Source organism: Actinoplanes sp. NPDC026619, from assembly GCF_040638295.1.
GTDB lineage: Bacteria > Actinomycetota > Actinomycetes > Mycobacteriales > Micromonosporaceae > Actinoplanes.
This window is the reverse complement of record NZ_JBEZYA010000022.1, coordinates 38,252-50,628: the sequence shown is the minus strand read 5'-3', so window position 1 is coordinate 50,628 and position 12,377 is coordinate 38,252. Positions and strand designations below refer to the sequence as shown.

The following is a 12,377-nucleotide window of genomic DNA, read 5'->3' as shown; positions in this document are numbered from 1 at the left end:
AGAGTCTTAACAGGGGTCTGAGCTGGCAAAACCCTGCGTTTTTCGAGGTGCTTGCTGGTTGACAAGGCATCGACCCAGGTGTTTATTGTTCACTTGCCTTACCAATCCCGGCCACGGCCCCCACCAACGGCAAGGGAGTCCCCAACCATGTCCATCCCCATTCCCCGAAGAAGGACGCTGATCGTTGCGGCGTCCGCGAGTGTGCTTGCGGCGGCCATCGTGGTCGCGGCGCCGCAGGCCTTCGCGGCGAACGAGGCGGTCAATGTCTACCTGACCACTACCAGTGACAGTGGCGGTCGCACCGTCACCCGCGGGCTGCAGCAACAGACCCCCACCTCGTTCGCGAGCAGCAGCGGCAGCGCCAACCAGACGATCACCGTCAACGAGGGCACCACCTACCAGCCGTTCGAGGGCGCCGGCGCGTCGATGACCGACACCGCCGCTTTCGACATCAAGGGCTCAGGAGCGCTTTCCGCGGCTACCCAGAGCGACGTCATGACCAAGTTGTTCAGTCCGAGCAGCGGCATCGGCGTCAGTGCTCTGCGTAACGTCATCGGGTCGTCCGACCTGGCGCAGAACAGCTACTCGTACGACACCACCTGCTGCGACGTGAACGACTTCTCGCTCTCGCGGGACGCCGACATCATGGCGCTGACGAAGCAGGCGTACGGCCTCAATCCTTCGATGTTCGTCATGGGTTCGCCCTGGTCGGCTCCGACGTGGATGAAGGACAACAACGCGTACAGCCAGGGGTATCTGCAGTCGCAGTACTACTCGGCCTACGCGCAGTACTTCGTCAAGTACATCCAGGGTTATCAGGCTCAGGGCGTGCCGATCCGGTACGTCACCGAGCAGAACGAGCCCGGCTGCTGCGCCGGCTATCCGTCGATGCAGTGGACCACCTCGGGGCTGCAGTACTTCGCCAAGACGAACCTGCTGCCCGCGCTGCAGGCCGCCGGACTGAGCACCAAACTGCTGGTCGGCGACTGGAACTTCGACACGTACGACACGTGGGTGGCGCCGCTGCTCGCCGACACCGCGATCCGTAACCACCCGAACTTCGGTGGTATCGCGTGGCACGACTACGCCGGGTCGCCGTCGACGGCCACCACCGTCCACAACCAGTACCCGTCGGTCAATGCCTACATGACCGAGCACTCGGGCGGCACCTGGGTCGGCAACCAGCAGGCCGACGACATGGGCGACCTGATCGACTACTTCCGCAACTGGGGTCGTAGCTGGACCAAGTGGTCGCTCGCCGTCGATGAGGCGATGGGTCCGCACAACGGTGGTTGCGGAACGTGTACCGGGCTGGTGACCGTGCACCGCAACGACAGCCGTAGCGGTCAGGTCGACTACACCGTCGAGTACTACACGATGGGTCACCTCACCAAGTTCGTGAAGCCGGGCGCGGTGCGGATCGACTCGTCGGCCAACTCGACCGTCCCCAACGTCGCCTTCAAGAACAGCGACGGGTCGAAGGCGCTGATCGCGTACAACACGAGCGGCAGCACCCAGTCGATCAAGGTCAACTGGGGCGGGCAGTCCTTCACGTATTCACTGCCCACCAAGACGTCGGCCACCTTCACGTGGAGCGGCGCCACCACGACCCCGACCGACAAAACGGGCGCGATCACCGGGCTCGGCGGCAAGTGCCTCGACGTCACCGGCGGGTCGACCACCAACGGCAACCAGCCTCAGCTCTGGGACTGCGTCTCGGGCAGCGCCAACCAGCAGTGGACGGTCGGCGCTGACGGCTCGGTCAAGGGCCTCGGCAAGTGCCTCGACGTGGCGAACAACTCCACCTCGGACGGTGCCGCCGTGCACCTGTGGGACTGCTACTCGACCGTCGCTTCGCAGAAGTGGACCGCCTCCGGCGGAACGCTGATCAACTCCGCGTCGGGCAAGTGCCTCGACGTGAAGGACAACTCGACCACCAACGGGGCCAAAATGCAGATCTGGAGCTGCACCGGCGCCGCCAACCAGAAGTGGCAGGTTCCGGCATGAAACGGCTCCTAGCAATCATCGGCGGCGCGGCAGTGGTCGCGACGATGGGCATCATCGGCATCACCACCGCCTCGGCGGCCAGCGCCGGCACCCTGGTCAGCGGGCTGAACAGCAAGTGTCTCGACGTCACCGAGGGTTCGACGGCCAATGGCAATCAGCCGCAGCTGTGGGACTGCGTGGCCGGCAGCTCCAATCAGCAGTGGACGCTCGCCGACAACGGCTCGGTGCAGGGCAAGGGCAAGTGCCTGGACGTCGCGAACAACTCGACCGCGGACGGCGGGGTCGTGCACCTCTGGGACTGCTACGACACGGTGGCCAGCCAGAAGTGGACGTTGTCGAACGGCACTCTGATCAACACGGCGTCGGGCAAGTGCCTGGACGTCAAGGACAAGAACACCGCCAACGGCGCAAAGCTTCAAATCTGGTCGTGTACGGCTACGTCGAACCAGACGTGGACATTCGGCGGAAGTACGACTCCGCCGACCACCACGCCTCCCACCACCACGCCGCCGACGACCGGTGGTCCCGGGATCAAGGCGGTCGCGCCCTACTACTACACCGGGTGGGGCAACCCGCCGAACCTGACCACGGTCACGAGCGCAACGGGGGTCAAGTGGTTCACGATGGCGTTCATGCTGAACAGCGGCACCTGCGACCCGAAGTGGGACGGCAGCCGGGCGCTGACCGGCGGTGCGGACCAGACCGCGATCAACACGATCCGGGCCAACGGGGGTGACGTCGTCATCTCGTTCGGCGGCGCTGCCGGACCGTGGCTCGAGCACACCTGCTCGAGTGCGTCGGCGCTGGCCGCGGCCTACCAGAAGGTCATCAACGCGTACGGTCTCAAGGCCATCGACATCGACATCGAAGGTACGCCGTACAACACCGCGGCCGACCAGCAGAAGACGGTCGACGCGCTGAAGACCATCAAGGCCAACAACCCCGGCATCACCACCTACATCACGCTCGGCAGCTACACCACCGGGCCGGACGCCTCGCTGATCAACCGGGCGGCCGCGGCCGGTCTGGTGGTCGACGGCTGGGGCATCATGACGTTCGACTGGGGCAGCACCGGCAACAACCAGGGCGCCCTCACCATCCAGGCGGCGGACGGGCTGAAGAACCGGCTCAAGACGGCGTACGGCTGGTCGGACGCGGAGGCCTACAAGCACGTCGGCATCTCGTCGATGAACGGCATCACCGACGAGAACGCGGTGGTCACCCTCGCGGACATGCAGACCATCACGGCGTACGCCCAGCAGCACACGATTGCCCGCCTGACGTTCTGGTCGCTGAACCGGGACCGGCAGTGCTCGGGCGGGTATCCGAACGACGACACGTGCAGTGGCGTGTCCCAGTCGGCCTACCAGTTCACGAAGATCATCGGCGCCTACAAGGGCTGACCGGGAGAACGGGGGCTCGCGAGCAGCGGTGGGCGCTGCTCGCGGGCCCCTCCGGTTTTTTGTCGCACGCCTCGGGCAAGCTAAGGCCATGCACGCGATCGTGATCGAAGACAAGCGGCTGGTCCTGCGCGAGGTGCCCGACCCGGTGGCCGGCGAGGGCGAGGTGGTCGTCGACGTCACCGCGGCCGGCGTCAACCGGGCCGACGTGTCCCAGCGGCAGGGCTTCTATCCGCCGCCGCCCGGCGCCTCGGCCTATCCGGGGCTCGAGTGCGCCGGTGTGATCAGCGCGGTTGGTCCCGGCGTCACCGGCCGGCACGTGGGCGAGCGGGTGTCCGCCCTGCTGGCCGGCGGTGGCTATGCGGAAAAGGTGGCGATCCCGGCCGGTCAGCTGCTGCCGGTGCCGACCGGCCTCTCGCTGCAGGAGGCGGCGGCGCTGCCCGAGGTCGCGTGCACCGTCTGGTCCAACGTCGTCGACCGCGACCGCCTGCGCAAGGGCGAGACGCTCCTGGTGCACGGCGGCGGCAGCGGCATCGGCACGTTCGCGGTGCAGCTCGGCAAGGCGCTGGGCGCCACCGTGGTGACCACGGCTCGGGAAAGCAAGCACGAGAGACTGCGCGCCCTCGGGGCCGACCTGGTCATCGACTACACCACCGACGACTTCGTGGCGGCCACAAAGGACTTCACCGCCGGCGCCGGCGCCGACGTGGTGCTCGACATCGTGGGTGCGAAATACCTCTCCCGCAACATCGACGTGCTCGCGCCGAACGGCCGGATCACGGTGATCGGCTTCCAGAGCGGGCGCAAGGCCGAGCTCGACCTGACCCAGCTGATGTCCAAGCGTGGCTCGATCTCGTCCACGTCGCTGCGCGCCCGGCCCATCGCCGACAAGGCCCGCATCGTCGCCGGCGTGCAGCGCGAGGTGTGGCCGCTGGTCGAGGCCGGCGCCATCAAGCCGATCATCGACACGACGAAGCCGCTGGCCGCGGCGGCCGAGGCGCACGACCTCATGGAGGCCGGCGATCACCTCGGCAAGATTCTGCTGTTGCCGTAGGGGAACGTAGCACTTTCGAGTGCATTTTATGGAGTTTATGGCCGGATAAGTCCGATATACGGCGAGTCGACACGCCCTGCGGTCAGTCAGTGCTCAGCATGGTGGCCGCGACTCTGGGCGGTGAGCCGGGGGCTGAGGTCGCGCATTTTGTCGCCGAGCCCCGGTTCGGGGAGCCGCCGTGACCACCACGCTGCACCGTCAAGTCGTCGTCCCCGCCGCGCGCCGGCGACGCCGGTGGCCCTGGATCGCCGCCGCGGTGGCCGGTGCGATCGCCGTGGGCTCGGGGGCCTTCGCGGCGACCCGCGACGGCGATGACCGGGCCGTGGCGCCGGCGTCCGCCGGGTCGTCCCCGTCCGCTGTTTCCCCGCGTGCCGAGGGCGGCGTGCTTCTGAGCCGCACCGGCGCGGACGGCGCCTTCATCGTCACCGTCACCAGGTTGCGGTGCGGCGTGCCGGCAATCGGGCCGGCCGAACTCAGTCAGCGGCCGAAAGGCGAGTTCTGCCTGGTCAGCGTGGTCGTCGAGAACGCCGGTCGGGAGCCGCGGCTCTTCGACGGCAGCGCTCAGCGTGCCGTTGACCGTCATGGGCGAGCCTACGCGGTCGACGATCGCGCCGCCGCGTTCCTCAACGAACAGCTGCTCGACGAGGTGCCGGCGGCGACCACCGTACGCGGTGTTCTGGCTTTTGACGTTCCGGCCGGAACGAGGCTTTCCGCCCTGTTGATACATGGGTCCGCGGAGGCCCGCGGGGCACGAATCTCCCTCTCCTGAGGTTCGGACACGCCCGGGACGGGCGACAATTCCGGAAATCGAAACACGGCGATCGACAGCTCAAAAACCATTCTTTTCCTCGATTGGGCGAGGGTGATTGTGCGAATTCGGCCCCAACGGAATACCGATCTGTGTTGGCATGGTCGACGGAAATGACGAGTTGTCCGGGTTCCCATTGCCGTCCATCGACGGGCGGTACGGTTGCGGCTAGACGTTATAGCCGTACCTATGGGATTCGCGCGAGTGCCCCGGGCCGATTTCGGAGGCAACGCTGCACCGTCCGTCCGCGAGTCGGGTTCTGACCGCCGGCGCTATTGCGCTGGCCGCGGTCACCCCGGCCCTAGAGCCCGTCGAGCGTGCCGTCGCTGTCCAAGCGGCGCCTCCGGCAGCCCCGGTCAGTGACGACCGGAACCGCCCGGAAACGGTCCGTCTCGACCCCGAGTCCGCTTTCGCCGCACGGGCGGTCGTTGCCCGGCGCGCCTCGCGCGCCACGATCCGTCGGGCGGCACTGCGCCCGACGACGGTACGACCCCGTGTCACACCAGCATCTCGCCGCCCCGCACGTCCCACCCGCCACGCGCGTCCCGAGCCCCGGGCCGCCGAACCTCGGAGGAGCGCAGACGTCACGCGCAGCGTCCGGGTGCGCTCGGCGCGGCGGCCGGTCAGCCGGGTCCGGACCGTCGTCACCCGGCACGCGGCGGCGCCGCGGAGGCACCAGCGGGTGATGCGGCTGGGCAACATGACCGCCGTCATCGCGTACGCCAGGGAGCAAGTCGGCCGGCGCTACGTCAGCGGGGGCGAGGGAGCGAGTGGTTTCGACTGCTCCGGCCTCACCCAGCAGGCGTACGCCCGCGCCGGAATCCGCCTGCCGCATTCCTCCGGCGCGCAGGCCGCCCGGGCCCGCCGAATCTCGCGTAGTCAGGCCCGCCCCGGCGACCTGGTCGTCGGACCCGGCCACGTGGGTATCTACATGGGCAACGGGATGATGATCGACGCCGGTAACCACCGGACCGGCGTGGTGTATCGCAAGCTCTATTCGGGGCTGGCGGTCGAGCGCCTGTAAAAATCGGTTCACTTGATTGTTTGCGGCGGCGACAATCGCAATCATGATTGTCGACAATTGGCCGCTGTTCGGTCTCGTGCTCCGCACGCCACGGCTCGAATTACGGTTGCCCGATCTCGCCCAGCTCGCCGAGCTGGGCGAGATCGCCGCCGCCGGCGTGCACGATCCGGCGGTGCAGCCGTTCACCGCGGAATGGACCGACCAGCCGCCGGAGAAGGTCGCCGGCAGTGTGCTCCAGTGGCATTGGGGCACCTGGGCGTCGTGGCAGCCGGACAACTGGTCGCTCGGTCTGGTGGCGCTGGCCGACGGTCGGGTGGTGGGCATTCAGAGCACCGACGCGACCCGGTTCGCCGTGCGGCGCGAGGTCGGCACCGGCTCCTGGATCGGTCGCGCCGACCACGGCAAGGGTTACGGCACCGAGATGCGCGCGGCCGTGCTCGAGCTGGCCTTCAACGGGTTGGGCGCTCAGTTCGCGACGTCGGAGGCGTTCGCCGACAACCACGCCTCGTACGCGGTGTCACGCAAGCTCGGTTACGCCGACGACGGCATCGAACGGCACGTCATCCGCGGCGTACCCATCACCGGTCGTCGTCTTCGCCTGGACCGGCCGTCCTGGGAGGCGGCCCGCCGCATCCCGGTCGAGATCGAGGGCCTGGCCTCCTGCCGAGAGATGTTCATCGGCTAGACAGCGTCAGGCGCACCGTCGTGCCGACCCCGGCCTCGCTGGCGAGGTGCACGCTGCCGTGGTGCGCCTCGATGATCGACTTGACAATCGCGAGGCCCAGACCGGGACCCTGCACCGCCATCACGTCGGCTGACGCGCAGCGGTAGAACCGGTCGAACACGTGCGGCAGGTCCTCGCTGGGAATGCCGACCCCGTTGTCCGTGATCGTCATTTCCGGCTCGCCGTCGGCGGTCGCGTCCACGATGATCTCGCCGCCCTCGGCGGTGAACTTGATGGCGTTCACGACCAGGTGGTTGAGGGCCTGAGTGAGGCGCTTCGCGTCGCCCCGGGCCGGCACCGGGCCCTGGGTACGGTCACGCAGGGTGACCTGCTTGTGCTCGGCCAGCACCCGGCAGCCGGTGGTCACCTGATGGGTCAGGTCGGCCAGGTCCAGCTCGGTGACGTCGAGCTCCATCGCCTCGTCGGTGAGGCGGGCCACCAGCAGCAGCTCGTCGATGAGCCGCAGCAGCCGGTCGGAGTTGCGTGACATCACGGAGAGGAACCGGCGCGACGTCTCGCCGTCGAAGTCGCCCTCGAGCAGCATCTCCAGGTAGCCGCGAATGGTCGACAGCGGTGTGCGCAGCTCGTGACTCACGGTGGCCAGGAACGAGTCCTTCATCCGGTCGAGCTGGCGCATCCGGTCGGCGATGTCGCCCGCGTGCCGGGCATAACGGCGCAGCTCCAGTTGCACCGAGGCGTGCCGGGCGAGGCTGCGCAGGGCGCGCCGCTGGGCGTCGGTGAGCTCGCGGGGCTCGTGATCTACCACACAGACCGTGCCGACGGCGTACGTGCCGTCCAGCACTACCGGGGCGCCGGCGTAGAAGCGAATGCCACCCTTGACGTACGGGTTGTCGGCGAACCGGATGTCCGCGACCGCGTCCGGCACCTCGAGCAGCTCGTGGCTATTGATGGCGTGTGTGCAGAAGGAGAGCTCCCGGGGCACCTGGGTCAGGTCCAGGCCGACCTTGGCCTTGAACCACTGCCGATCGGTGTCGACCAGGCTGACCAGGCCCATCGGTGTGCCGCAGATCTCCGCGGCGAGCAGCGCGATGTCGTCGAAGTCCTCTTCCGGCCCGGTGTCGAGGACCCCGGCGTCGTGCAGCGCCGCAAGCCGGGCCGGTTCATCGACGGGCACAGGGGCTTCCACCCTCAAATGCTCTCATTCCGGGCGGCACGTCACGATGGGTTCCGGATACAGCAGTCGGCACCCGCCCGCAGGCGAGTGCCGACTTGCTGGCAATCTCCACCGGGCGCGGGGATCTCTGCCGCACGCACCCGATCGGATGTCAGACAGAAGCATGAACCCGTCCCCTATTACCGGACCGCACCACCTGTGCGTTTCCCCGCTCGGGTGACGGGGCGCCGCAATAGGGCGGCAAGCTCGGCGTCATCTCGGGCGGTTAGTCTCGCTCGGAGTGGGAATGCAGAGAAGGTTTTCACCATCTCGCCGGAGGACATCGCCATGAGTCTCGACCGCGCCGCGGCCCCGGATCCGTACGACATCCTGCCCTCGGTCCCGTCCTTCACGGTGACCAGCACGGACGTGACGGACGGGCAGCCGCTGGACGATCTGTTCGCGCACACCAGCGTGGGCGGCAAGAACCTGTCACCGCAGCTCGCCTGGTCGGATTTCCCGGCCGAGACGCGGGGCTTCGTGGTCACCTGCTTCGACCCGGACGCGCCGACCGGCAGTGGCTTCTGGCACTGGGTGCTGGTCAACCTCCCGGCGACGGTGACCGAGCTGGAGCGCGGCATCGAACAGCTGCCGGACGGCGCGTTCTGTGTCCGCAACGACTACGGGGAGAACAACTACGGTGGTGCGGCGCCGCCGCCCGGCGACCGGGTCCACCGTTACGTGTTCGCGGTGCACGCGATCGACGTCGACAAGCTCGAGGTCGGCCCGGAGGCCACGCCGGCGTACGTCGGCTTCAACCTCGCCTTCCACACGCTGGCCCGCGCGACCATCCGCCCGACCTTCCAGGTCCGCGGCTGACCCGGCCGGGCTGACACCGCACGCAAAAAGCCGCCGGGTGGAAACCCGGCGGCTTTTGTGTCCCGCGAAGTTTGGTTACGCCGGGGTGCGCGCCACCACGAAGACCGACTGGCCGAACGGCGGCTTGACGATCGACTCGGCGGCCTTGGTCACCGGCAGCACGAGCGAGTCGTACACCTTGACCATCGGGCCTTCCTTCGGCGCCAGCTTGAAGATGCTGGTCGCGCCGTAGTAGCCGATCAGGCCCAGCGCGTTGGCGTAGTGCAGCTTCTCGATGGTCAGGCCGGCCTCGGTCATGGCCGCCCGCATCGACTTCTTGGTGTAGCGCCGGATGTGCCCGGTCGCGATGTCGACCTGGCTCATCGCGAACATGAAGGCCGGCACGATCAGGATGATCCGGCCGCCGGGGCGGACCAGCTCGGCCATGCTGCGCAGAGCGCCGACATGGTCCTCGATGTGTTCCAGGACGTTGTACGACACCGCGGCGCTGTACTCACCGTTCGCCTCGGCGCTCGGCAACAGCATCTGCCGGACGTCGATGTTCGGGTGGTCGGCCATGCGCTCTTTGAGCTGCACCAGCCGGTCGGGGTCGGCTTCAGTCGCCGTGAACCGCGGAAGGTGCTCAGCCCATTCGATCGCGTAGTCGCCGAGACCGCTACCGATCTCGATCGGGTTGTCTCCCAGGTACGGGAGCGCGAGCTCGACGAACCATCGCCGGTGGTTGACCGCCGTGGCGAGGCCTTCGAGCACTTCGGACTGGATCCGCTGGTCTCCAGTGATGTCTGCCATAAGTGTGGTTCCCTCGTCTTGCCGATCGAAGCTGACAGCGGGACCGAACGAGTTAACCATCCGGCGCGCTGAACCGAAAGTTGAGCGGCCCCCAGCCACCCATTATTTGCCTGATTGAGACATAGCGGGGTCGGGTACTGGGGTTCGCCGGTCTACCTGTCCCGCAAGCTGCCGATGCCCGGAATACAACCTTCATATCGGGTCGATCACGCATGGGCTGCTCGACACAACACTGTTACCAACCTCGGTTAGGCTCGCCGATGCTATGACGATTACGGGTATTGACTCGACAGGCCAGTCGGCCGGCGGGAACGTTCTGCCGCCTCGACAATCGACCGACACCGAGGACCTGGACGCGGAGCTACTTGCACTGGACACGGACGTCGCGACGACCGCACCGGTCTCCGTCGTTCCCGCGGTCAAAGCCGCCCCTGAGCAGGAGCGGGAGCTCGTCGAGCCCGCTCGCCGGTGGCGCTGGCTCAACTGGCGGGACGTCCTTGCGATAGCGACGTTCATCGCTGTAGCGCTCTACCTGACCTCACCGCTGTGGCTCAATCTTGATCATGAGTCACTCGACGATCCGCAGGATCAGGCATTCTTCGAGTGGATGTTGGCGCATGGTGCGCGGGTGTTCACCGACGGCGTCTATCCGTTCTTCTCGGATCGTATGAATTACCCCGATGGGGTGAACATGATGGCCAACACCTCGGTGTTGGCCGTTTCCTTGCCGCTGGCGCCGGTGACCCTTCTGTTCGGCCCACATGTGGCGTACAACGTATTTCTCACTCTCGCCTTGGCTTTCACCGGCATTTCATGGTACTTCGTTCTCTCCCGCCAGTTCGTGAGTTCCCGGCTGGCCGCTTGGGTGGGTGCGCTCTTCTGCACATTCGCGCCGAGCATGGTGGCGCATGCCGGTGGCCATCCGAACATTGTTTCGCAATTCCTGGTCCCGCTGATCATTTGGCGGACGCTACGACTGCGCGAGGCCGGCCGGGCGCTGCGTAACGGGCTCATTCTCGGTGGGCTGCTGATCTGGCAGGCCTTCATCAACCTCGAGATCCTGTTCATGACCGCGGTCGGTCTGGGCTTCTTCTGCGCGATCATGGGCCTGGTCAGGCGCAAGAGGTTCCCCGGGGAGGCGCGCGGATTCATGCGCGGCCTGCTGGTGGCCGGGTCGGTCTCGCTGGCGGTGCTGGCCTATCCGCTGTCGGTTCAGTTCTTCGGTCCGCAGAGCTATCAGGGCCTGCCGCAGTTCGTTCGTAACTTCGGTTCGGATCTGGGTTCGTTCACGGCTTATTCCAGTCGGTCGGTCGCCGGAAACTCCGTGCTGGCCGAGCGTCTCGCCCAGAATCCGCAGGAGGAGAACGCATTCTTCGGCTGGGGACTGGTCATTCTGTTCTTCGGCTTGATCGTCTGGATGCGGCGTACGGCAGCGGTCCTGGTTCTTGGTGGTGTTGCGCTTCTTTTTGCCGCGATGTCGCTCGGACCGCGAATTTTCCTCAATGGGATCAACACTGGCGTTCCTGGCATCTGGGCCGTCCTGCACAGCGTTCCGGTGCTCAACTCGGCCGTTCCGACCCGTTGGGCGATGGCGATCGCCCCGGCCGTCGGCATTCTGCTTGCCCTCGGCGTGCAACGGGCCATCGCGCTCGTCAAGGCGCAGCCGTCGGCCCGCGGCCCGGTTCGCGTGGCGATGATCACTGCGGTGGCGATGGCTCTGGTGCCGCTCGTGCCGACCCCGCTGGCCACCAAGAAGATGGTGCCCACGCCCGAGTTTGTGACCTCCGGCACCTGGAAGCAGTACGTCGACGACAACCACACCGTGGTCAGCCTCCCGCTGCCCGACTCCGGCAACCCCGACGCGATCCGGTGGAGCGCGCTGACCGGGCAGGAGATGCGGATCGCCGGCGCGTACGCCTTGCTGCCCAACCAGAACCCGCTGAACCCGACCGACCGCACCGCGATCTTCTCGCCGCCGTGGCGGCCCACCAACGGGCTGATCATCTCGGTCAAGCAGGGCAACCCGATCCCCGAGATCACCGACATCCGCCGGGAGATGACCCTCGCCGACCTCCGCTACTGGAAGGCCGCCGTGGTCATGCTGACCCCGCAGGTCCGCGACTCCGAGATGCTGCGCGCCATGTCCGAGCTGCTGGGCTTCGAGCCCACCTGGACCGGCGGCGCCTGGATCTGGGACGTGCGCAAGCTGGTCGACGACCCGAACGCGGTTCTCACCGGCCCCGATATTGACTGAGGCCGCCGGTTCCCTCGGGACCGGCGAGACCACGACGGCGGCCAGGACGCCGACCCAGGCCGGCCAGGCGACGGGGCCGCGGATCGAGCGCCGGATCAGCCAGGCGACGGTCGCGCCGACCGCGATCAGCACGGCGGCGGTCCAGCGGGTCGACATCTGCCAGGCCGAGCCGGAGTACGTCTCGACGTGGATGCCGCTCGCGCCGCCGACCCGCACGTCGACCGCCCACCAGGGCAGGAAGGCGCTCGCCAGGACCAGCAGGCCGGAGACCGTCACAGCACTTTCTCGCCACCCGAACCCCATACCGGGACTTTAGGTAAAAAG

At 67.3% G+C, this 12,377-nt stretch carries 11 protein-coding genes; 9 read left to right on the top strand and 2 right to left on the bottom strand.

All coding sequences use genetic code 11. The annotated features are described in order from the left end of the window. Positions 1-147: 147 nt before the first annotated feature. From AB0E90_RS37065 to AB0E90_RS37040, 6 genes are all read left to right on the top strand, one after another. Complete coding sequence (locus tag AB0E90_RS37065) at positions 148-2,007, top strand: ricin-type beta-trefoil lectin domain protein (protein ID WP_360416358.1); 1,860 nt, start codon at positions 148-150, stop codon at positions 2,005-2,007. Beyond that, positions 2,004-3,410, top strand: a complete 1,407-nt coding sequence (locus tag AB0E90_RS37060) for a ricin-type beta-trefoil lectin domain protein (RefSeq protein WP_360416356.1) — start codon at positions 2,004-2,006, stop codon at positions 3,408-3,410. The genes AB0E90_RS37065 and AB0E90_RS37060 overlap by 4 nt, the downstream gene beginning before the upstream one ends. 88 nt (positions 3,411-3,498) lie before the next feature. Further along, positions 3,499-4,461 carry an NAD(P)H-quinone oxidoreductase gene (locus AB0E90_RS37055; protein WP_360416354.1) on the top strand — a complete coding sequence of 321 codons (963 nt, stop codon included), beginning with the start codon at positions 3,499-3,501 and terminating at the stop codon, positions 4,459-4,461. 178 nt (positions 4,462-4,639) lie between these two features. Next, the gene (locus tag AB0E90_RS37050; RefSeq protein ID WP_360416352.1) at positions 4,640-5,230 is read left to right on the top strand and encodes a DUF4352 domain-containing protein; all 591 of its coding nucleotides are present in this window, start codon (positions 4,640-4,642) and stop codon (positions 5,228-5,230) included. 640 nt (positions 5,231-5,870) lie between these two features. Then, on the top strand, positions 5,871-6,293 hold the full coding sequence (locus tag AB0E90_RS37045; RefSeq protein WP_360416350.1) for an NlpC/P60 family protein: 423 nt from the start codon (positions 5,871-5,873) through the stop codon (positions 6,291-6,293). Between the two features lie 43 nt (positions 6,294-6,336). Then, positions 6,337-6,978 (top strand): GNAT family protein, encoded by a 642-nt coding sequence (locus AB0E90_RS37040; protein ID WP_360416348.1) that lies wholly within the window; start codon positions 6,337-6,339, stop codon positions 6,976-6,978. Here the strand turns inward: AB0E90_RS37040 and AB0E90_RS37035 are convergent. After that, positions 6,968-8,152 carry an ATP-binding protein gene (locus tag AB0E90_RS37035; protein ID WP_360416346.1) on the bottom strand — a complete coding sequence of 395 codons (1,185 nt, stop codon included), beginning with the start codon at positions 8,150-8,152 and terminating at the stop codon, positions 6,968-6,970. The genes AB0E90_RS37040 and AB0E90_RS37035 overlap by 11 nt on opposite strands. Positions 8,153-8,479: 327 nt before the next feature. On the opposite strand from AB0E90_RS37035, the gene AB0E90_RS37030 reads away from it, so the two are divergent. Then, a complete protein-coding gene (locus AB0E90_RS37030) occupies positions 8,480-9,010 on the top strand; it encodes a YbhB/YbcL family Raf kinase inhibitor-like protein (RefSeq protein WP_360416344.1) in 531 nt (176 codons plus the stop codon). Positions 9,011-9,085: 75 nt separating this feature from the next. Here AB0E90_RS37030 and AB0E90_RS37025 read toward each other — a convergent pair whose 3' ends face one another. Beyond that, entirely contained in the window at positions 9,086-9,799 is a 714-nt protein-coding gene (locus tag AB0E90_RS37025; RefSeq protein WP_360416342.1) for a class I SAM-dependent methyltransferase, read from the bottom strand. Positions 9,800-10,064: 265 nt separating this feature from the next. On the opposite strand from AB0E90_RS37025, the gene AB0E90_RS37020 reads away from it, so the two are divergent. Together AB0E90_RS37020 and AB0E90_RS37015 are read left to right on the top strand one after the other, a co-directional pair. Beyond that, positions 10,065-12,053 carry a hypothetical protein gene (locus AB0E90_RS37020; RefSeq protein WP_360416340.1) on the top strand — a complete coding sequence of 663 codons (1,989 nt, stop codon included), beginning with the start codon at positions 10,065-10,067 and terminating at the stop codon, positions 12,051-12,053. Next, on the top strand, positions 12,046-12,369 hold the full coding sequence (locus tag AB0E90_RS37015) for a hypothetical protein (RefSeq protein ID WP_360416338.1): 324 nt from the start codon (positions 12,046-12,048) through the stop codon (positions 12,367-12,369). The genes AB0E90_RS37020 and AB0E90_RS37015 overlap by 8 nt, the downstream gene beginning before the upstream one ends. Positions 12,370-12,377 lie beyond the last annotated feature (8 nt).

Coding starts and splice junctions, on each gene's coding strand:
- AB0E90_RS37065 (WP_360416358.1), top strand. CDS start 148: ATGTCCATCCCCATTCCCCGAAGAAGGACGCTGATCGTTGCGGCGTCC.
- AB0E90_RS37060 (WP_360416356.1), top strand. CDS start 2,004: ATGAAACGGCTCCTAGCAATCATCGGCGGCGCGGCAGTGGTCGCGACG.
- AB0E90_RS37055 (WP_360416354.1), top strand. CDS start 3,499: ATGCACGCGATCGTGATCGAAGACAAGCGGCTGGTCCTGCGCGAGGTG.
- AB0E90_RS37040 (WP_360416348.1), top strand. CDS start 6,337: ATGATTGTCGACAATTGGCCGCTGTTCGGTCTCGTGCTCCGCACGCCA.
- AB0E90_RS37030 (WP_360416344.1), top strand. CDS start 8,480: ATGAGTCTCGACCGCGCCGCGGCCCCGGATCCGTACGACATCCTGCCC.
- AB0E90_RS37025 (WP_360416342.1), bottom strand. CDS start 9,799: ATGGCAGACATCACTGGAGACCAGCGGATCCAGTCCGAAGTGCTCGAA.
- AB0E90_RS37020 (WP_360416340.1), top strand. CDS start 10,065: ATGACGATTACGGGTATTGACTCGACAGGCCAGTCGGCCGGCGGGAAC.